Annotated in this window: 17 protein-coding genes; 7 read left to right on the top strand and 10 right to left on the bottom strand. The window is 53.9% G+C overall.

From position 1 onward, the window contains the following. Positions 1-33: 33 nt before the first annotated feature. Positions 34-1,098, top strand: coding sequence for a flavin-containing monooxygenase (locus ACQRAX_RS15085; RefSeq protein ID WP_412040451.1), 1,065 nt, complete (start codon positions 34-36; stop codon positions 1,096-1,098). A 26-nt stretch (positions 1,099-1,124) separates the two neighbouring features. Here the strand turns inward: ACQRAX_RS15085 and ACQRAX_RS15080 are convergent, their stop codons facing one another. The 4 genes from ACQRAX_RS15080 to ACQRAX_RS15065 all read right to left on the bottom strand — a co-directional run bounded on the left by ACQRAX_RS15080 (position 1,125) and on the right by ACQRAX_RS15065 (position 5,108). Next, positions 1,125-2,306, bottom strand: a complete 1,182-nt coding sequence (locus tag ACQRAX_RS15080) for a Fic family protein (protein ID WP_412040450.1) — start codon at positions 2,304-2,306, stop codon at positions 1,125-1,127. A gap of 368 nt (positions 2,307-2,674) precedes the next feature. Next, a complete protein-coding gene (locus ACQRAX_RS15075) occupies positions 2,675-4,039 on the bottom strand; it encodes an NAD(P)-binding domain-containing protein (protein WP_412040449.1) in 1,365 nt (454 codons plus the stop codon). Further along, positions 4,036-4,551 (bottom strand): arsinothricin resistance N-acetyltransferase ArsN1 family A, encoded by a 516-nt coding sequence (locus ACQRAX_RS15070; protein WP_412040448.1) that lies wholly within the window; start codon positions 4,549-4,551, stop codon positions 4,036-4,038. Before ACQRAX_RS15070 ends, ACQRAX_RS15075 begins: the two co-directional genes overlap by 4 nt. Before the next feature lie 59 nt (positions 4,552-4,610). Next, the gene (locus ACQRAX_RS15065) at positions 4,611-5,108 is read right to left on the bottom strand and encodes a MarR family winged helix-turn-helix transcriptional regulator (protein ID WP_412040447.1); all 498 of its coding nucleotides are present in this window, start codon (positions 5,106-5,108) and stop codon (positions 4,611-4,613) included. A 135-nt stretch (positions 5,109-5,243) separates the two neighbouring features. Here ACQRAX_RS15065 and ACQRAX_RS15060 point away from each other — a divergent pair, with 135 nt between their 5' ends. After that, positions 5,244-6,434, top strand: coding sequence for an MFS transporter (locus ACQRAX_RS15060; protein WP_412040446.1), 1,191 nt, complete (start codon positions 5,244-5,246; stop codon positions 6,432-6,434). Between the two features lie 135 nt (positions 6,435-6,569). Here the strand turns inward: ACQRAX_RS15060 and ACQRAX_RS15055 are convergent, their stop codons facing one another. Beyond that, positions 6,570-8,174: a TnsD family Tn7-like transposition protein gene (locus ACQRAX_RS15055; RefSeq protein WP_412040445.1), complete on the bottom strand. Its 1,605-nt coding sequence runs from the start codon at positions 8,172-8,174 to the stop codon at positions 6,570-6,572. 683 nt (positions 8,175-8,857) lie between these two features. Between ACQRAX_RS15055 and ACQRAX_RS15050 the strand changes: the two genes are divergently transcribed. Genes ACQRAX_RS15050 through ACQRAX_RS15040 form a run of 3 tightly spaced genes read left to right on the top strand, consistent with a single transcriptional unit; the run spans position 8,858 to position 13,178 of the window. Then, positions 8,858-9,820: a hypothetical protein gene (locus tag ACQRAX_RS15050; protein WP_412040444.1), complete on the top strand. Its 963-nt coding sequence runs from the start codon at positions 8,858-8,860 to the stop codon at positions 9,818-9,820. After that, positions 9,817-11,829, top strand: coding sequence for a transposase (locus ACQRAX_RS15045; RefSeq protein ID WP_412040443.1), 2,013 nt, complete (start codon positions 9,817-9,819; stop codon positions 11,827-11,829). Before ACQRAX_RS15050 ends, ACQRAX_RS15045 begins: the two co-directional genes overlap by 4 nt. Further along, positions 11,826-13,178, top strand: a complete 1,353-nt coding sequence (locus ACQRAX_RS15040; protein ID WP_412040442.1) for an AAA family ATPase — start codon at positions 11,826-11,828, stop codon at positions 13,176-13,178. The genes ACQRAX_RS15045 and ACQRAX_RS15040 overlap by 4 nt, the downstream gene beginning before the upstream one ends. Before the next feature lie 23 nt (positions 13,179-13,201). On the opposite strand, the gene ACQRAX_RS15035 is transcribed toward ACQRAX_RS15040, so the two are convergent. From ACQRAX_RS15035 to ACQRAX_RS15015, 5 genes are all read right to left on the bottom strand, one after another. After that, positions 13,202-13,507, bottom strand: coding sequence for a hypothetical protein (locus ACQRAX_RS15035; protein ID WP_412040441.1), 306 nt, complete (start codon positions 13,505-13,507; stop codon positions 13,202-13,204). A 31-nt stretch (positions 13,508-13,538) separates the two neighbouring features. After that, complete coding sequence (locus ACQRAX_RS15030; RefSeq protein ID WP_412040440.1) at positions 13,539-13,784, bottom strand: type II toxin-antitoxin system Phd/YefM family antitoxin; 246 nt, start codon at positions 13,782-13,784, stop codon at positions 13,539-13,541. Between the two features lie 244 nt (positions 13,785-14,028). Then, entirely contained in the window at positions 14,029-15,747 is a 1,719-nt protein-coding gene (locus ACQRAX_RS15025) for a UvrD-helicase domain-containing protein (protein ID WP_412040439.1), read from the bottom strand. Positions 15,748-15,761: 14 nt separating this feature from the next. Beyond that, positions 15,762-17,558, bottom strand: a complete 1,797-nt coding sequence (locus tag ACQRAX_RS15020; RefSeq protein WP_412040438.1) for an ATP-dependent nuclease — start codon at positions 17,556-17,558, stop codon at positions 15,762-15,764. A 146-nt stretch (positions 17,559-17,704) separates the two neighbouring features. Then, the gene (locus tag ACQRAX_RS15015; protein WP_412040437.1) at positions 17,705-18,478 is read right to left on the bottom strand and encodes a hypothetical protein; all 774 of its coding nucleotides are present in this window, start codon (positions 18,476-18,478) and stop codon (positions 17,705-17,707) included. Positions 18,479-18,811: 333 nt separating this feature from the next. Here ACQRAX_RS15015 and ACQRAX_RS15010 point away from each other — a divergent pair, with 333 nt between their 5' ends. After that, positions 18,812-19,147: a hypothetical protein gene (locus ACQRAX_RS15010; protein ID WP_412040436.1), complete on the top strand. Its 336-nt coding sequence runs from the start codon at positions 18,812-18,814 to the stop codon at positions 19,145-19,147. Between the two features lie 1,118 nt (positions 19,148-20,265). After that, positions 20,266-21,177: a LysR family transcriptional regulator gene (locus ACQRAX_RS15005; protein ID WP_412040435.1), complete on the top strand. Its 912-nt coding sequence runs from the start codon at positions 20,266-20,268 to the stop codon at positions 21,175-21,177. Positions 21,178-21,235: the final 58 nt, after the last annotated feature.

Raw genomic sequence — 21,235 nt, 5'->3', positions numbered from 1 at the left:
TTTTTATCTTGATATATGCATGAGTGTGCACATATGAATGAATTGAGTCGCACTTTGGATGTGGTTGTCATTGGGGGAGGCCAAGCAGGTTTGGCGCTTGGTTGGCACTTGCAGCAACACGGCTTGGATTTTCTCATCATTGATGAGCAGACACGCCCAGGTGGAAACTGGCGTAACTACTACGACAGCCTGCAGCTGTTCTCACCGGCGGAATACTCGGCATTGCCAGGGCTGCTGTTTCCTGGTGACCCCAAGAGCTATCCGCTACGAGACGAGGTGGTGCAGTACCTGGAAGCCTATGCTGCCGAGTTTCGACTTCCTTTTCAGGGAAGTACTCGAGTGGTGGGCGTAGCGCAGAAGGGAAAGGTGTTTGAGGTTCACTGCAACACCGGAGCAATCTTCACCGCACGTTCTGTGGTCGTAGCATCGGGAGGGTTTAGCCGTCCGTTTACACCTAGTATTCCTGGGCTGGAGGGCTTTTCAGGGACTTGCCTACACAGCTCGGCTTATCGAACGCCAGAGCCCTTTACTGGCCAGCGCGTTGTAGTGGTTGGAGCTGCGAACTCAGCTGTTCAGATCGCCTATGAGCTTGCAGGCGTCGCTGAGGTGGTGCTGGCTACTCGCGAGAAAATCCGCTTTTTCCCGCAGCGAATCCTCGGGCTTGATTTTCATACCTGGCTGAAATTCACCAGGTTGGAGCAAACACGATGGTTGAGTGACCAGAGCACGCCCGTGCTCGACACCGGTAAGTACCGGAAGGCTCTCAACTCCGGTCGATTCCGGCGCAGGGCCATGTTCCAGCAAGTTCTCCCCGATGCTGTTGTCTGGCCGGACAGAAGCACGACTCAGGTCGATGCGCTGATCTTTGCGACAGGCTTCCAGCCAAACCTTGATTTTCTGACAAGCCTCCCGGTCGCAGAGCGGAGTGGGCGTGTGCTGCAACACAACGGTGTAGCTAGCAATGTGCCTGGCTTGTACTTCGTAGGCTTGCCCAAGCAACGGAACTTCGCCTCGGCAACACTCAGGGGCGTGGGTGCTGATGCCGGTTACCTGATGCCTCGAATTCTTCATCAGTGCGACAAAAAGCCCAGCCAATAGCCGGGCTTTTTAGTGTTTGTCCTGGATTAAAACAGAGCGGGGAACAGGAACTCGATGGAGTGCCTGGAGAGCTTCAGCGATACCGGCTTACGCCCGTCCAAGCTGATCAAGCCCTCGTCCGCCATCTGGCTGAGCAGATTACGGGTAGTGCGCTCGCTCATGCCCAACTTGGCATGGATTTCCGAACGTTGCATCGGGCCGTAGTAAAGCAGGTCGCGGTAAACGTCGCGGGCTTCAATGCGTAGAAGCGGCAGCTCCATGTTGGTGGTGGTTGGGAACGTGCCACGCTTGCGCATCTCGAAGTAACAGTCGATGCACTGGCTAAGCATGCGAGGTTCTAGGAGCGAGGTGAAGTAACGCACCTGCTCCAGGGCCATCGCGATGAAATACTCGGTGAACTTGAGCAGCCCGCCGTCGGAAAGCTCGCCACGTCCGTCGAGATCGCCCTTACGGACGTGGTCGGCGGCGTTGAGCGCGGCATAGTACTCTTCGACCTTCTGGCCGAAGCCGCGGCTTATTGTCCAGAGGCCATAACCACCCAGACCGGCGGCGCGCAGGTACTGGTCGGTGAACAGGCGACCGGTGCGACCGTTGCCGTCCAAGAACGGGTGGATCCACATCAGACGGTGGTGAGCAGCTGCAGCAGCCAGAATTGGAGTCATCCCGTGGAGCCGATCTAGGCGGTACGCTCCTTCAAACCAATTCAGGTAGGAGCCAATGCTTTCAGCGGGCGGCGGAATGTGCTGGCCAACCCTCACTTCATGGGTGCGGAATTCGCCTGGGCTAAAGAGGGCGGTCTCTCCCTCGCCGTTGATCTTGGCGCGAATATGCTCCTCCGGCATGCCGACGTAGAGCTCGCGATGCATGCGTGCGATCGACTCGCGGGTGCTGATTACAACCTCATCGATCGGGTCGGTGGAAAGCCGGCGCTGGGCTTCAATGTGACATTTGATCTCCAGCAGATCCTCGGTGATGTTCTCGCCGTTTTGGATTTCCTCGGCGCGTAGCACGTCGACGGGCAGCATTGGGTTGCCCTCGATCTTGTTGCTATAGAACGAATTCACCTGGCGCAGCAGGTGGATCATGGGGAGACGCAGCGGTTGAGGGATATTGGCATTCAGGGCAGCATCGAGCTGCATGAGCTCGACCACGGCGTCCTGCAGGTCCCCTGGGGCTTTGTCTTGGGAGATGAACGGTGTTAATGCCATTTACCGACTATCTACTTTGTTATACGCCATACATTTCGTGGCTTAAAGCAGTTCCAGTCAAATATTTTTGCCGGTTCGATTGCCGGTAATGTAGCACTTCGCGCCCAATCGACCCTATCGCCGGATGGCGGCATGCAGACGACCCAGGCGAGGTCAACGGGTCTATAAAGTACGGGTCATAAACGACTGTTTTTGGTGGTTCTGTGCCTATTAAGGTGACAAAGCGTACTGGTCAAATCCCGGTGCGATCAGTGGTCAGGACGAATGAAAACGGGTGGTCAACTAGAGTGAAATTTCGCACCTATCAGCGTCGCCCCACCAGATCTGATCGCTGGCAGGGCGACGGTGTTTCGCACTGCAACGCGTCCCTATGCGCGGGTCGCGGGCGTGCAGCGGCTTGGTTTCTGAGTCGAAGGCACTGGCAGTGGCTCCTGCGATTCACAGCAGATGGCTTGTGCAGGATTCGCTGGTGCGCAACAGCTGGAAGTTTCTTCCTGAGCTTCGAACTGGAGGCTGCATACACCGGTTTCGGGCAGTTCGAGCTCAACGCGTCGTGCAGCGTCCCAGTCTCCAGCAAGCCCTGCTGCTACTGAGCGGACTTGCTCATATCCAGTGAGCATCAGGAATGTAGGTGCACGGCCGTAGCTCTTCATCCCCACGATAAAAATACCTTGGTCTGGATGGGACAGCTCATCAATACCATGCGGGCGAACGGTGCCGCAGCTGTGCTCGTTTGGATCGATCAACGGTGCCAACTGAGCAGGGCTTTGCGTGGCTGGGTCGATTGCCAGCCGCAGCTCGCTCAGGAGCTGTAGATTTGGGCGAAAGCCTGTGGCGACGATGATCTCGTCCACTGCTGGCAGCGGCTGGCCATTGCTATGCACAACGACTCCCTCGTCAGTCGTCTCAACCTGGCTGATCGAAACGTCTTGGTAGAGCGTGATCTTCCCTTGTTCGAGCAGTGCGCGGATTCGCAGGCCCAAGTTACCTCGCTCTGCCAGCTTGTCGTTGGCACCTCCGCCCAGAATTTTTTCCAGGGAGTGCCCGCGGATTGCCCAGTACACCTTTGTGTCAGGCAGTTGAGCCAGATCCTGTAGAGCATTGAAGGCTGAGTGCCCACCGCCTACGACCAAAACCCGGCGACCTTGATAGCGCGCCCGTGCGCTGCCGCTTACGTCGGGAAGGCCATAGGCAACGTGTGCTTTCGCGTTCAGTTCGCCCAGTGCTGGAATGCCAGAGGCTCCCATCCAGTTTGGGGTTTCATACGTACCCGAGGCATCGATCACTGCGCGAGCCTGGATGTCTCGATCGCCGTTTGGTCCTTTGACGCGCACGAGGAAGGGGGCGGCATCGCGACCTTTAGTCTTCTGTACATCCGCGCCGGCCTTGGTTACTGCATGTACGCGAGTGTTCAGGTGGAGGCGATCCCTAATTACAGGTAGCTCGGCCAGTGGAAGCAGGTAACGGTCCAGCAACTCACGACCGGTGGGGTATGTACCGGCGTCGGGAGCTTGCCAGCCGGTGGTGGCCAGAAGCTTTGTTGTCTCCTTGTCCACGTTGTACTCCCAGGGCGAGAACATGCTGACGTGTCCCCATTGGCTGATGCTTTCTCCAGCTTGGCTGCCCGCTTCAAAAATCAGAGGGTTCATGTCACGTGCCAGCAGGTGCGCAGCAGCGGCCAGGCCCACGGGGCCAGCGCCGATGATTACGATGGGAAGGTCAGATTGGCTCATGCTCGTTCTCCTTTGTCAGGTTGATTTGAGGGAAAAATTCGTTCAACGATGGCGCAGTCCAGCCAGCGTCCTTCAAGGCAGGCGTGTTTCTCGTAGACACCAACCTTCCTGAATCCACAGGATTGGCAGAGGGCCAGGCTCGCTTCGTTGAACGTGAAAATGCGAGAGAGGACTTTCCAGAAGCCGCGTGACTCTGCTTCGCGCAGTAATGCGTTCAGTAACGCCTTGCCGATGCCACGTCCGCGGGCATCGCGTCGCAGGTAGATCGAGAAGTCGGCAATCCCGTCATAGCAGGACCGCGCTCGATAGCTGCTCAGGTTCGCCCAGGCCACCACTGCACCGTCGAGCTCCACGACCAGCACCGGATGGCGAGACATATCGGCAACCCAGGGCAGCACATCCTTGGCGGTGCGCGGTTGGATCTCAAAGGTGGAGCTACGGTCTTCGATCCCCTGGTTGTAAATGTCGGCAATGGCCTGAACATCACCGAGCTGAGCGAGGCGGATATGCATCTGGCTTCCTTTTAAGTTGGTAGTAACAACAATATGGGTAAAAAAAGGGGTTTCCCCCTTCATTTCTCGTGCGGCTGGGCTGGGCAACATTCGTTAGCCAAGCCACAACGGACCTCGGCTGCACGGGTCAACTGACGCAAGAGCGTCAGTGCTCCCTGGCGTACCTCCGATGCCATGCTGCTGATCATTGCCTTCTCTTCGGCGATCAGGTCAGCGCGAATACGCTCATACAGGTCGGCGCCGGCTTCAGTGGCCTGGACGCGGACAGCCCGACGATCTTCCGGATCTTCCACGCGAGAGACGTAACCTTTTCGCTCCAGCGTATCGACGACACGGCTGGCAGTGCTCTTATCTAGGAACATCTCTTCGGCCAGCGCCTGGAGGCGCAGCGGTCCCTGCTTCACCAACGTTTCAACGGCGTAGCACTGGGTGACGGATACGTCGTAGCAGCAGATGCGGTCGCGATCCCTGAATTGGTAGACCCGCACCAACTGGTTCACCGCTTCATAAAGGGCTTCCGCATCCTGGCTCAGGTCGTCGTTAAGCTTGCTGGGCATGTCTTTTCCAATTGGTTGTTACTTGCAACAATATGGGCGCCGATTGATTTCGTCAACTCTCTGACCACCAGATTGACCTATCCATGCCAGGTCGACTATCTTGGTTGTTACTAACAACTATTAAGCTGGACCGTCGTGACTCGACTTGAATCCTACCTGCCAGTCAGCGTGAGCCGCATACGCTTGGTGCTCGCTTTGGGCATCACTCAGATCTTGGCGTGGGGGTCGACGTTCTACCTGCCGGCAGTCCTCGCTGTCCCGATCGCTCGGGACATGGGCTGGTCTTTATCGTCTGTCGTAGGTGGCCTGTCGTGGGGCATGCTGGTTGCGGGCCTCTGCTCACCTATTGCGGGCCGATTGATTGATCGGCGTGGAGGGCGTTCTGTACTTGTCTTCAGCTCTCTGATGCTGAGTGCAGGGCTCTTAGTAATGTCTTTGGCAAGCAATCTGTGGCTCTACTACCTGGCTTGGTCGTTACTTGGCCTGGCTATGGCCGCAGGCTTATACGATGCAGCATTTGCAACGCTGGGGACGCTTTTGGGAGAGCGGGCCCGGGGAGCGATCACGGGATTGACGTTGATTGGTGGGTTTGCCAGCACCATCGGCTGGCCCGTAATGGCCGCGTTGGAGTCTTGGATCGGCTGGAGAGAAACCTGCTTGGTGCTGGTTTTGGTGCATGTACTAGTCGGCCTGCCGATTCATTGGCTGGCAGTACCGAAGCCGCTCGATGTAGGAAGAGGATCAGCGCTGGAAGCTCAGGCAGCCCTTACGCTGGATCATGGTAGCCGCCGACTATTTTGGCGCCTAGCAGGGCTGCTAACGGTCATTGCCTTCGTGATGGCCAGCCTATCTGTCCACCTGCTGACCTCCCTCGAGCAACTGGGGCTTCCAATTGTCACGGTATTGGCGGTCGGAATGGTCATTGGGCCCGCCCAGGTGGTCGCCAGGGTGTTGGAGTTTTCTATCGCGCGGCACCTTCATCCAACCTGGTCTGCTCGCGTCGGCATCCTTGTGAGCTTGATCGGCATCTGCCTGTTTATTCCCGGCGTGTCCTGGCTGGCATTCGTCGCTGCAGCGCTTTATGGAGCGGGTAACGGAATACTCACCATCGCCAGAGGGACCCTTCCTCTGGTGCTCTTCGGCACAGAGGGATACGGCGCTCGGATTGGGGCTTTGGCGCGGCCGATGCTCATAGCGCAGGCGGCTGGGCCATTTGCTGCGGCGCTGGTACTTAGTGGTCAAGGGGCAACAGTGATGCTTATGCTGATGGCCTTGATGATCGCTGTTGCTTTGTGCGGCAGTCTCAGGTTGCCCACGCGATCGTGAGATTGAGTATTTTCAATTCACCATAAGTTTGCGGAATTATGAAAGTTTTATAAGCGAGAATTAGTACGCCAAGCGGTTACGAGCAAAAAATCAATAGCAAGCTGAATGCTTATTAGTTTGAGGTTAGACGATTAATTATCGTTCGTTTAACCGTAGAATCTTTGATAGCAGATTTTTTGTTTTAGGGTAGCGAGTTCGATTCTCAAGTGAGCGGGAGAGCGTTGGGATTAATTTGAAAATATCACTTTTGTGCAGACGTAATCCCTGATCCGTTCCGTAGACACGAATTAGTGTTTTGCTGACCAGTGCCGATAGTTCGGAGTCTCGATTAATCCAGTCAACGTTCGAATAATTACCGCGTCGACCGCTCGGTAGTTCATTCGTATGGATAAGCAGCCACTCGCGATCATGCCGATATAACCATTCGTAGGTGCTCTGGATTTTTGAGCGGATTTTCTTTGGGCTGGCGCCTGGATGCTCTTTGACAACACTCAGCCATTCAGTCCGCTTTTTAATGCGCATATCTTCTTGATGTTTTTCCGTGCGCAGCTTCACTACAACCGGTTCTAAGCGTAGCAGTCTATTGAGAGTGCATATAGATATCCCGAATCGCGAACAGATTTTATCCTTCGAATCACCGTAGCTCAGGCACTCTAAGATGGTGGCTCGAAGCTGGGGCTTGAGCTTCTTAGGTTTTAATTGAGTCTGCGGTTTGACAGCTTCGCAAATATTTAAAGTGACTGAACGAGCGTCGCTATCATGTTTGATCAGAGGTGCACCTAGAGGTGCACGATCAAGGCTCTCATAGGCCTCGATGAAAGAGCCAAGGCCGCCGAAAAGCCAAGTGATTAGGGTCAAATGTTTGAGCGGATGGCAGTGGCCACGCGGGTTGCGCGTCAGTTGAGCTATGAACGCTATTGCACACCGCTCGGAGGTAGGCAGAGAGGTGAACGGAGGGTACGGCTGAAGGCTGCATGTGTACTCCGCGAACGAGGCGGCGGCCCTTGCCTGCTCGGGTCGAGAGGTGCCCAGTTTGTCTAAGGACTTCTTGTAGACTGCCCTCACAGTGATCGGATCGAAACGCTTTGAATTTCCGTAAGTTGCAAGATCTAGTACCGCTGCTCCCAATTGCAGAAGCGCCTTTTCAGTTCTCTCGGTAGGTATTGGTGTCGTCACCTCCGCGAGATGAGCTTCGCTCGGCAAGGTCCACTGAGGACGACCTGACCATTGCCGATTTAGGGTGCATTCTCTTAGCGGAAAGCCATGAATCGGGCACAAAACGACACCGGGAAACTGGTGGGTTAAATGCCAGTAAGCGACTCCATGATTGACGCGATCCGTTGCCATACAAGTGCTACACGCTTTCAGTGGATGCTCCCCGCCAAATCGCCCTGTTAAAAGGCCAAGACGGTACTTAATCGAACCTATGTGCGCACTGCGCATAGCCTGCACCACAGCTGCGATCTGCTTCTCCGTCTGGAACGGAAAGAACATTGGAAGAATCGTATGCTTGTAGATGATGGTCTCTGGATCACCCAAGAACGTTAGTGCTTGCTGATTGAGAGAGCTTAGATTGCTGGGGAAATCATGATTGATTGATGTTTGATTGCCGCCGAACAACCAAGACAATGTACTTGACTGATTGTCTTGTGCAGAAAAGGAATGTTGACGACAACATAGACTATAAAATGTTTCATCCTCAAGCCAGCGTAGGACGGGCGGATGACCTGAGCTGTTCATAATGATAGCCAAAAAGTCGCGGACTATTAGGGTAGCGAATGCCTAAGGTGTTAGGTAATGCTTAGTAGTTATAACTATGAAGTTGCTAATTGCTTTACGCTAAGTACTAAACTAACGAAGGAAGGAGGTTTTAATCGAGAGTTGGTCTTTCGTTTTCCTCTTTGGGCAGTGGCTTGCGCCCTGAAGCCTTAAAGTCCGAGCATTGCGCCTCTGGAGGCGTGAGGTTTCAACTTTTTTTGTTGTCAGCTAGCAAATTCCAGCGGTACCATGTTTCGGTTAACCGAGGCGGCAGTTATCTACACAACATGATTGTGGGCTTGACCGCATAGAATAAATCGTGAGCCGTCGACAGGTGCTGAGAAGCCCGACGAGTGTCACCTTGATGAGGAATTCCGATGACGTCTAGCTAATCGAAAATGCTGGAAGTCAGATAGACAAAGGCCCAAGTGCGACCTTGGGCCCCTGTGGATAAGTCAGATTAGAGGCCTGACCATTCCATTGTCTATCCCATGCATGTGAGACGTCAAGTCTCGCACGACTTCGCTCATCCACAAGAAACCGCGCGTTATCCACAACGTCGCGTTAGAGCACCTGCCCGCAAGATAAGGGGTTCGTTAACCGGCCTGGTTTTTATCCCCAGCCTGGACGGTGCTGACGTACCCCGATGACATTGGAATGCTTGGATGAAACCGCAGGAAAGATTTGCCCTGATCATGAACCGTCAGAGCCGGTTTGAATGGGGCGGCGATTACATTCCGTCTACGTTGGCCGTCCCACGTGAGGCACCGAAAGGCTCTCGAATTAGCAGGCTTAACAGCCGTAAGCTTGGACGCACATTGCACGCTCTCTCAACCCCTGAGCGAGTGTTCACACAACTTGCGCTTTCTCATCCAGACCTTATTGATATTCATGAGCAAAAGATGCTTTGGCCAGTGAACGCGGGGCATCCACTTCGCGGTCACCCACTGACCAGGGGCACTTTTCCACCTCCTATTCGTGGAACGGTGGAGATAGCCAGAGAGATCGGATTCAAGCATCACGAGATCGTGGTCGAAGGACCAGCAGGCAATCGTCAATGGATGCCATTTCCCTACCAGGGCGATTTGTTGCTGTATATGAAAGGTCATGACGGGATCCCCTACGCAGTTAACTGGACTGTCAAAGACCGCGAGCAAGCATTTCGTGAGAGGAGAAGCACGCAGCCAAAGACACCGGTCCAACAGAAGAAGGATCGGGTGCATGCTGAGCTGAGAACCGAGCTGGAAAAAGCGTACTACCGTAGCGCAGGCATCAGAACAGTGCAGGTCTCTCTGGATATGGTTGAGCCAGTGGTCATCGCGAACCTGGACCTACTGTTCGTCATGCATGATTTGACGCTCGATCTCAGCGGCGCATTGCTGGACGATTTCAGCGCTGCTATCCGAGAGTCGGTTGCAGCAGGAGATCCGGTGGCATATGTGGCGATTGAATATGGGGCCCGCTGGGGCTTCCGTGATCAGTTCATCGCGAAGATCTACCAGGATATCTGGGATCGAAAGCTTCCCATCGATTTCACCAAGCCGATTCTCATCGACCATCCGTTGAGTGTTAACGGAGGTGATTTGTTGTCCGTTCACGGCTCTCTTTTCGAGGAGTCGGATCAATGATGGCCGGTGCGCGAATTATTGCGCCAGAAGGGTTCCTCAATCTGTCGAAGGACCTCACCTATCACTTCCTTTGCAGCGACGGCAATCGGAACCGGGTCAGGCTTGTTCTTTTTAGTGACGATGGCAAGGAATTAAGCTCACAACTGATCGCGCTCAGCCGGATTCAGTTTGAGGAAGCGCTCGAAAATGGGTGGCTGTTGGAAGAAGGATCGGGCGACACATCTCCACCATGGCTTGAACCCATACGGGGCCTTTCGGTTAGCCACCTGGAAGGTGGTAGATACTCAACCAAAGAGAGCTACGACCAGAAGGTAAACCGTCGTTTCATCGCCATATCGGACCTTGTGTCACGGATGGATGTCCTTCTTGCCAGTGACAACCCAGACGCGCTAATCAATGCGCATGCAAAGGCTCTCAGGCCGCAGCAGAACGCTGCACGGCTGAGGTTATGGTTTTACACCTATATCATCTTTGGCCATAACAAATGGGCCTTGATGCCACCGCTTCACCGGATCGGGGGTTGGAATAGGGAAGACCCAAAACGTAAAACCAAGCTAGGCCGGCCATCCCGGAAGGGAAAAAGATCAGGCTACCCCTGCGACGCGCCGATGAAGGCAATGATCCTTTCGGGATTCCTGAAATCCAAATCGACAAGAAAGACGCAGAACCAGATTTACAGCGACGTTGTTACCGGTGAGTTTGGGTGTATCGCAACGAACAAAAATGACCGGATGATGGAGTATCAGCATCCTGAGGGTAAGCCATTCCCATCATTTAGGCAGTTTAGATACTGGATAGGGCAGCTTATCAACCCTAGAGAATTAAGTCGTGCATTGAGAGGACAGCACAAAACACGCGCTACTTCAGGATCTGAAGGAAGCTTCGCTGAAAAAATTATCAATGTAAATCAGCGAGTTGAATTCGATGGGTACAACATATCAGAGAAGCTCTCCGGCCTCACGGAAGGAAGTGCAGTAGACAGCTTTTGTGTGGTTCGCGCAGTCTGCGCCTTATCGGGAGCCATATTAGGCATTGGGTTTTCGGAAGGTAAAGAGAACATGGACGCCTACAAAATGGCGCTGTTCAGTATGGCAACTGACAAGGTCAAGTACGGCGAGCTGTTCGGTATCGAGATTAAGCCTGGTGAATGGCCTAGCGAAGGGTTGTCAGGGGGAACCGTATTCGATCGAGGCCCAGGGGCAAGCTACAACAGTGAGCCAAAAATTAACTGGCTCAAGGCCTTTGAGTTGACTCCAGTTTTTTCAGGGCAATCCAAGGCTACCGTCGAATCGTCTCATCCAAGAGACAAAAAGGACCTCGACCAGCCGAGGCACTTTCATAGCAAGTTGAATTTCGTTGAGATGGCCAGGCGCGAGATAATGCAGGTCCTTTGGGACAATCTCTCCTCGGATGCAAGTAGCCGGATGAACGAAGAGATGATGCTGGCTGGGATCAAACCGACGCCGCATGAGATTTACAGCTACTGGTCTTCGCGTGGTCGGGACTCATCGATAGGTATGCAATTCGACACCGCGGTCAGAACCTTCCTGATCCGTCGCCCAGCGACCATACGTAAGGATGCGGTCTATTTCTACGGGCGGAAATACAGATCCTCAGCGTTCGCGGAGACTGGGGTTTTCGACATGGTCGCTAGGAAAGGGGTCATCGAGACCTCAGCGTTTGTTTTGACTATGTGTGTTAGGCACATTTGGGTTGAAGTCGAAGGTGTTTTGTTCGAACTCGATTTCGTACGGACTATGAGCACTCCGGCGGGCACTAGAGATATTTCACTGCGTGATCTCCAAGAGATTGATCAGATGCGGCGTGACCAAGCTGCAGCCCAGCGGGACGAGCGGCCTGCACTTCAGCAGCATCTCAAGGATCGATTCAAGCGATATACCGGGGAAGATTGGGACAGTGGAGAGAGTAAGCTTGGAAGTCCTTCTAAAGGTGGCGCGGCTCAGCGCGACCAAGCAGATTACAATCGCTTTAGAGGAACCTCTAAATGAACGAGTTGATTCAGGCGCGGTTCGAGGGGTGCACAGACGTTGAAAAGATACGCGAGCGTGTAACCGTTAGGCCGGATCCCGTGGGCCCCTTGAGCACTGTTCACCCGCTCATCGCAGCAGAGGCCCTGGCCGAGGTTTTGAAACAGATCTACTTGCCGAACGCATTCTCATTGAATTTCATCAGTGAAATGGTAGGCCGAGCATCCGTTCATAGCCAAAAGCTATTTAGAAGCGAAACTGATTACCTCTCAAAGGTCTATGACCCTCCAGAGGTGGAAGTTTCGCCAATTTGCCTGACTGGACTAGCTGGCATAGGAAAGAGCCAGACGATTGCGGCATTGAGGAAAGTATTGCCCCCGCCGATGGACTTTTCCTGTGACCATTACCATGGCACGGTCAAGCTCATTTCTCATTGGTATGCGAGTGCGCGAGGTAAGGCCGGCGGCAAGCAGCTGCTTTCAGACTTTGTACTTGGGAATGGAGAGTCCAGTAGAGGAGGAAATGTAGCGAAGCTGCTTGTGGAATGCCGCAGACGAGCCAACCGAGATGGCGTTTCTCTGGTTGTGCTTGAAGAAACTCAGCATATCAACACCGGTTTGGGCGCATCTAAAGTCACGGACATTCTGTTGACGATGGCAGCCATCGGACCACCCATGATCTACGTATCCAATTACAGCCTCGTCCGTAAGCTGCTTCGCCGCAACAGTGAAGATAAACAGCGATTGCTCTCTGAGCCTCGGATCATGTTGCCAGATGATCCGGAGAGCTCGGACTGGAGAAATTACGTCAGTGAATGCATCAGGGTGAGTGATGGCCAAATCCAGATCGGCATTGATGATCTTGCCACCGAGCTCTATCGATCTACCTTTGGGATTAAGCGGCTTGCCGTCCAGCTTCTGAAGCTCGCCTATGTTGAGTGTCGAAGCGCTGGCCGGGAATTCGTTGCGCTTTCTGATATCAGCCTGGCGTATCGTTCTAGCGCGTACTCCAGCAGTTCCAAGGAAGTCGAAGAGCTACAGCTGCAGGCACTACACAACCGCACGACTGGTACGCATCTGGACCTGCGATGCCCATTTGAGCTGCCAGTCGAGATGAAGTCGAACGTAGTGAAATTTGCTCGTGCGGATCGGGACAACCGGGTGATCGCTAAAGTTTTTGAATCGGCTCTCACCGAAAGTGAGCGATCCGCGATGGAGCATATCAATCTGTCTCCAGATGTACTCTCCCTCCCCAGTAAACCTGCCCGCCGTCCGTCGTTGCCAAAGCCAACAGAAGAGGATTTGACCCGAGCGTTCCATGACTTCATGGATATGGTACCAACACCGCCAACGCCCAAGAAACCGAAGTAATTGGCCCGGTCACGGCCTTTGTGTCAGCGACCATCGCGAAAAAAATCATCCTCGCTGACCAGCCCGAAATCGCCATTCGTCCTTCGAGGGTCATACTCAAATATGTGCGTCGTCCGTCTCTCCTGCTTGAGGTAAGCGAGGGTGGCGAAAAAACAGGTTTCGCAGAGATGCACCTCATAGCGTTCACCATCTTGCAGCGCACCATAGCCCCAATGTGCATCTAGCGTCCCATATTCCAAATTGCCACTTCCCGTTCGGGTTGAGCATTCGCATACGTCGCAACGCACGTCGGTCACTGCTTCAATTTCTACACGGCCCGTGATTTTCATTCCAACCAAACCTCTATCAACGCACCTTAAGTCAGCTGTCGCTTGAGTGGGGAGGGCTGGACCGAAGCCGAGCAACAGATATCTTCAGACGCTGGGTATTGGCAGTCGACCCAAGCAGATACATCGTTTCTTGGAACCCGTTGTAATCCTTTAAAGGCAGCAACACGACGGGCTTCCCTCGCTTGCGCACTATGACTGTAGGCTCGTGGTCACGACAAACATCATCCATAGTTTGCTTCAGTTTCTTTCTAGCCTGTTTCACGGTAAGCACATGCATCACGAGCCCCTTGCTGAAATAGCTATCGTCCGATCTGAATTGGCCTCAAACCATAGAGTGAATAGTCATAGGGACCACAGTGGGCTGTAACTGGGTCGCTGTCGGGTGGATTTCCAAAGCGATGATGGAAGTATGGGGCACTCTGCGGGCTGCGCTTGGTTTTCCGATCAACCGCGAGTGCCTGCGCTGGGGCCATCGTCCTTTGATTTGAGGCGAAATCACTCCATAAACGTCTACGAAGTTGTTAAAGCAACGGACTGCGATTTCTGCCCTGGGGCGTGAGGATAGTCGCTCTCTTCATTGCTCTAGTCACTGCAACACGCATGGCCAAACGAGCCTGCCGCTCTCGATCAGCGTTGGCGTCAGTCTGAACGAATCGTCCCTTCATGAGCCCTTCGTACAAAATGACTTCGGTGAACTCCTTGCCCTTTGACTTGTGCATCGTCATTAGATGAATGCCCTTCCAGTCTTTCGTCGCCGCCTGGAAATGGTCTTGAAGAAGCGCATCACGCACGAGGCCCTCAGCACCTGGATAGCCTTCCGCGGATCGCCATATTTCGTTCAGCCGGCTTCGAAGCAAAGAGCCCTTTCCCAACAACCGTACATACCGGCCATCACTCCCAATTTGGGTAAACACCTTGTCTGTGCTCGAATCCAGCAACTGCCGCACAGCAATCCAATCAACCTGCGGATCTCCCGTAAGCTGCAGTTCAAGGCGCTGGGCTGCTAAGGCTTCGGCTGCAGCCAAAACCCGCTTGTGTGGAACTCGACGCAGTGGTTGCCCTCTCTGCATTTCCTCCAAGGCTTCAACCAGCTCCAGATGAGGCTTGGTGGGCGGTTTCTCTCCTTTTCTCCCTCGCAGGTGCGCACACAGATTTCTGATGAGTCTCTCGGTGACTTCAGAGGTAGTGGACCCGCCCTCCAGCAACGCAGCAATTGCAGTTGCGGAGAGCGCCGCCGCTTCTTGATCGAACGCAACATCATGCGTGATTGATGGAAGCCTATCTGCTGTGCTCGAAAGGTAAGCCGAGACCTCCACCATAAAACTCTTACTGGGTACCAAAATGGTGAGCGACCAGTCGTTTCCACTCTGTTTCAATCGAGTGAGGGCTGCTAACACTGCATATTTGAAATCCAGGTGGAGCTGTCCTCTGCGGGGAATATATGGTTTCACTGTCACATTGGCGTAGCGTTTACCCCGGTTTTCTCCCGTGAGGACATCGTTGCCAAACTGCACGATGTCGGTACCACTGCTTCGGTGGTTCTGCATGCCAAAAGTGAACGCGGCAGGTTGATAAGCTTGCTCGAACTCCTGAATCCTAAGCGCGTTAGCACCGCGGAACTCATAGATCCGCTGCTCCGGGTCCGCCAGCGCCATCACCTGACTGTGCTGGGTCAAAGCACGAATGAAACGCCACTCGTCTTCATTGGTGTCCTGGAACTCATCCAGAATGATCAGGGGATAGCTGCCGCCATAGATTCGCCGCAGAGCCTGGCTGCTTTCCAACAGCAGGGCGGCGTTGCTTGCGAAAAGGTCGAAGTGCAAGAGCCCTTCTTCTTCGAGCAGCCTGATCTTTTCCTGGGCAATCTGATCCTCGCCAAGGGTGGATAGGCGCGCTGCCGCTTCAGGTGGAGGAAGCAGGGACAGCGGCCTTCCTGTCCGGAGTAAGTAGCCATGGCTGCGCAACAAGTTCCACGTAAAGCCATGGTAGGTGTTGACCTCCAGCCGCCCTCGCTCAAGCTTGGGGAGCAATTTCCCGGCCTGCTCTGCAACCCTTGCAACAGTTGCCCTGGCAAAACTGAGAAAAAGCACTTGCTGGTGCTCTTTCAGGACCTTCCGGCCAATTAATTCCTCCGCTTTGAGCAGTGCCACAGTGGTTTTTCCGGAGCCTGGCCCACCCATGACAATCAGGTTCCTGGGTGACTGGATCACTTCCATTCGAGCATCATCAAGCACCAACATTCACAGCACTCCGATCAGACCAAATCAAGGTGACTGTTTTCTTCAGGAACCTCGGGCTCCCTAGGAACAACCGTGGCCGTTATGCTCCGAAGTGTGTCCACGATAAATGGGGGCAACTGATGTCGATTGGCTGCGGTACAAAGTAGGTTGGCGGCGGCGCCGTCCCCCTTCCAGCGCTTCAGCAGGACCGAGAGGATGGCAACGATTTCCTCTTTCGGGGCCTCAGGTCCGGGCGCTCTTTCCCTGAGATCCGTAGGCCATAAACCGCTTTCAATCAGGGATGCAACATAGCGGCGCAGGACTTGTTCATTTGTGCCCTTCAGCACAATGTTCTCAAAGCCTGGTTCCGGCGCTTGATAGGGATAATCGACTGCGGCCCTGATCGCTTCAAACTGGAGAGGGGCCTGCAAATCGAAGACGGCATAGACCGTTTTCCCCAGCGCCCGGTAATAAGCGCCCATCGCTGCGATAACGGAATCAGATGCTGCATCGATGATAGGAATGCCCAGCGCCTCAAGTGGCATGAAGGTTTCAGGATCCTCCTCATGGAGCTTACGGGCTACAGCCGGCCAGGCATCGTATTCCGTTCGGCCTTCGGCGATCAGTACTCGTCGCGCCAGGAGAGCTTCACAGACGCGAAGCCGCATGTCCTGTCGGTACATTTTTGTCTTCACGCCTGGCGGAAGGCCTGCGGGTTTGGCGCTGAGCTGCCCTTCAACGCGACTGACCACGATGACCTGCGCGGGATCGAACTCTTCGAGCACGTAGGGCGAATGCGAGGTAAAAATCGCCTGTGCAGACTTGCTGCGCACCCCGTTGATGATTCGTTTCTGTATATGCGGAGGAATCGCGATTTCTGGTTCCTCCATCGCAAAGATGACGTTCTGCTTGAGTTCGGCGATCAATGACAAGAGGGCTAGCACCATCATGTTGATGGTACCGGTACCCTGATTCTGGAATGGCGCCGCATGAGCCGCTCCGTCGCTTCGATGAGCACCGGTGGCCATGAAGACAGTCAGAGCTTTGCGTAATGACTCCCGGGTAAGCTGCGTGACCCGCATGTGAGGATCAGTGCTACCTTCGCTCGGCATGTAGCTACGGATTGAAGCTTGCACTTTTGTGAGTATGTTATTGATTCCACCCTCGGGATCCGCCGCCACCTCAAGGTCGCGCAGCTCGACTAGGAGGTCTTCCCAGATCTTAAAGTTCTTTTCTTCCTGCAACCGCAGGATGATATCCAAGAGTGATCCCCGCTCCAGGCTCAAGGCACGGCTGCCCGTCCTGACAGTCCGAAGGTAGAGGAACCCACAGACACGCTTGTCCGAGGTTTTGAAGAAGTCATACGAGCCATCTTGCTTCATCGGCGACGAGAAGTACGTGGTCCCTGTGAAATCATCTTCGTCTGCGTCGTAGCTTCCTGTGAACACGACGCGAAGGCATGACTGCACGTGCTGGGCATCAGTGCCCTCGGCCGGTGGCCCCGCGAGCAATTCATCGGTGCCGTTTACCCACCACTCCAAATGATCCCTGAACCGCATTTCCTGGTCAGTGTTGAGATCGGTGATGACGACTTCGATGGTAATACTGACCGATTCTCCTTGCGGGTCGACATACTCGCCGGCATAGAAATCGTGTTCATTAATCACCGGTCGGCGTGAAAGTCGCTCTGGCCCCAGGGCTAGGTCGATCGCTTCGAGTAACGTCGACTTACCGATGTTGTTATCGCCAACGATGACTGCGTGCTTCGGCAGGATGACCTCCGCACGCTTGATGCCTCGAAAATTTTCTACGTATAACCGTGCGACCCGCATAACGCTACTCCCTGTCCGAAGCCATAGCAGATGGCCGCCATTAAAGTAGACGATAACTTACGAAGGCGCCTGACGAGATGGGACATTGTTGGCAAGTAATGTCCAAGGGGAGCGTGATCGGCCCTCATCGCCCCCTGTGGTTGGGCTCAAAGGGCTAAAAATTCTTTCGCAGCGGCCACTTTCGCCTTGCTGGGTTTGGTCGGTTTGCCGTTGCCACGTTCAGGGTTGAAGGCCGGCCATTTGTCACCCAAACCACGGACAAGGTAGCGATTGGTCCGATCCTGCTCGTTGTTTCCTGGCTCGTAGTAATCCGCTTGCTTATAGGAAATAAGTTCTAGGTGATACAAGCGGTTCAGGGCGCTGGGAATTTGATGAATAGGGACGCCTGCATACCGTGAGATCGTCTTGTAGTTGATTGTCGCGATATTGAAGTTGTCTTTGTTCCGGAAAGCGCAAATCACTAGGTACACCTTGAGCGCGTAGAGGCTCAGCGCGCTGAACTCAAATTCCCTCAGCAGGAGCAATTGGGTTCTACTGCCATCGAAGAGCCTGGATTTCGGAAGCTTCCCGTGAAAGCGTTCTTCCCATCCCGCCATCTGTAAGGTAGTGCCTTCGCGTATCGGCTTATCGACCTTTTCTAGCAGGCTTTCCTTCTCCAAACGCTTAAGCGCCTTCGCAACGATAGGTCGCGATAGACCTGATAGTGCAATCAGCTTCGGGTACGTGGTGTTGAGTTTCCCGCTGTGATAGTCGGCAAGCATGCATAAGCATATGAAGAGCTTCAACGCCGCAATGCTCGAGTTTTGCTGAGCACGATTCCTCGCATCCTCACCTACACGGCTGTCAAAGGCCGCAACGCCTTCCTTCTGAATCCACCTAATGGGAAGCCGTGCGAAATCCTTCGTCTCCGTAGTGCTCATAAATTAACTCCGCTTCCAAGCGATGGCTACCACTGCCACAGAGAGGGTAATCACTGCACACAGTGCAAGGTTAAGAGGATCCGCCGTAAGGGCGGCCGAGAAGATGTTGCTGAACGTGTCCATTTTGAAGCTCCAGAAATAATCATGGAGCAATTCTTCATCTTCCCACCAACAGCATCTAGATGATCAATTATCATAAAAATGGACGCAAGCCCTTTTAGATTGCGGCTTTCAGCATTTATTTGTTAGTTAATTTCAGCTCACTCTAAGGCCAAAAAACTCACTTCAAAAATGATAAAGTGAATCAAATATTCATTTTTGATGGTGATCAAAATGCTCGGATTCGTTGAGGTCAATTTGCGTGATCGGCTAAAGAAGGATCGGGCGGTTCCGTATGCTCGTCGGACTAGAGAGGGGCATTTTCTTCTAGAGATTGCGACACCGGAAGGCGTGCACATTCTTCAACGACAACGAGGCGGTGCGAGAGAGTTCAAGACCTTTGAGTCGCTCATGAAGCTGATGGAAAGCAATGGCGTCGTTGAATTCGCTGTGGTCTTGGATAAGGCCAGGGTGATTCCTGGCGGACCTGTCGCACCTTGGAATCGTCCTTTGCCGAAGGAAGAAGTCTCCCGCGCTTCATGGCGGCATGATTTCGACATCCCTTTCTGAAAGTACAGTCCAGTGGAAAGCCTTCACAGCTGCCATCCCAACTTGCTATTCGACAGCAGTGGCGTCCGCTCACGTCCGGATTACATTTGGTACTCGGTCCACTCAGATGCAGCTGATGGGGGCTTGAATCTGCGACAGTTTTTATTGGCTAGAATTTCGCGTCCAGCTGGCATTTCGAGGGTGTGCGACAGTTTTGCGGCTTTGTCTTTTTTGGCTAGGTCCCCCGGATTTAGGGAGCAGCCTGCGACAGTTTTTATTGTCTAAATCCAGATGTTGTTGCTTTTGGAGAATATAAACTGTCGCAGGTTATTCAAACCTGTCGCGGGAGACCTAGGTCACGGCATGCGCAACCGGGCTGAAGTTGAGGTGCTTGCTCATTATCCCACCAGCACCTGGTGACGCTGCAGCAGCTGATCAGCGGTTGGGGCTCACGGCCGTGGCCACCGGTGCGATAGCAACGTCGCAGTGAACAACACCTGGTACCCGGCCACCCCAACGCCGCGCAGATCTGCGACAGTTTTAATTGTCTAGATCTTCGCATCCAGATGGCATTTCGAGTGGTTGCGACAGTTTTGCGACTTTGTCTTTTTGCGCTGCAGCCCGCATGACGCAGGGCCTGGTTGCGACAGCTTTTATTGTCTAAATGCAAGAACTGATCGTAAAGATTAAAAACTGTCTTTGAGTATTTAAAACTGTCTCGTTTGGAGCCTCTCGGGGTTCCAAGCGACGAGTTTTCACCCTGGCCCTTCGGTGCCTTGCAGAAATCCTGGGCGCTCGCCCTTGCTGCTAACCATCCATCCTTACGAATCCTTGCGCTCCTTTTTGGAGAGGCATATCTACTTAGATTCGCAATCCCCCGCAGCCATCAAGCCCAAACTGTAGTGGTCAACTAATCTTGGACGCTGCGTTAAATTTTTCCTCGGCCACAGCGGTCGCCAGCCCGCTATTAAATTGACGTGGCCGTTGCCAGCTGTGACACCTCTCCATGGCGCGCATTCTCGCCTAGGGAGTTCCTATTTTGCTGATTGGTCGGGCAGGGTCAGTCACGCATCGATCTGCAAATCTATTTGATATAAAAAACATACCAAAGCAAAATAAATAAGACTTTGGAGGTTTCAATGATAGAAACTCGCCTGCTACAGCAGTTCATTGCCGTTGCCGAAGAACTGCACTTCAATCGGGCTGCGGTGCGTCTGCATATGGCTCAGCCGCCTTTGAGCCAAGCCATTCGCCGGCTGGAGAGCGAGATTGGTTCCCCACTGTTCGAACGCACAAACCGCAGCGTGCTGTTGACGCCTGCCGGCACATCATTTCTGAACACTGCTAGGTGCATTCTTCAATCTCTCGATGAGGGCGTGACGCATACTCGTCGTGTCGCCGAAGGGGTCGAGGGCCACCTCACGATGACATTCATCAACATTGTGTCTTATGCCCCGTTGCTGCGGGCGCTACGCGGCTTCCGGCTCGCGTCCCCAGGGGTAGCGTTTACCATGAAGGAGGCCACGACCCACGAGCAGGTGGAGGCTCTGGAAAGCGGCGCTGCTGATATCGGCTTCATGCGCACACCGGGGACGACAACGCCCCATCTGCGCTTCGAGACTATCTTGCGCGAGCCGATATGCGTCGCGCTACCTGCTGGGCATCGGCTTGAGGGCCACGCGACCATCGAGTTGGCGTTACTCAAGGATGAGGCTTTTGTGGCGTCGCCCCGACCGCTGGGGCAAGGCTTTCACGATCAACTTATCCGTCTTTGCCAAGCCGCAGGGTTCCTGCCAAACATTGTTCAACAAGCACGGCAGTTGCAAACCTTGATCGCGTTAGTGGCCAGCGGGTTCGGCATTGCCCTGATACCCGCATCGCTGGCGATGGGAATGCAGGAAGACATTGTCTTCCGCCCCATCATCGTGGATGCGCCCGAAGATCTGCTGCATTTGGACCTGCTGATGGCGTGGAACGCGAATCAGGATTCGTCGATCCGGGACCGGCTCATCGAGGAAGTCCGAGGCGCTGTTCCGCCACTGACCCATTGAGACGTTCAGCGTCTTATTTCGCGATAAAAACAGTATTTTACGAACATATGCGGTGTCA

Origin of the sequence: Pseudomonas sp. UM16, assembly GCF_050312595.1 — a bacterium.
In the GTDB taxonomy this organism is placed as follows: domain Bacteria; phylum Pseudomonadota; class Gammaproteobacteria; order Pseudomonadales; family Pseudomonadaceae; genus Aquipseudomonas.
Note: the sequence above shows the minus strand (reverse complement) of the source record. Positions and strands in the feature narration are given on the sequence as shown.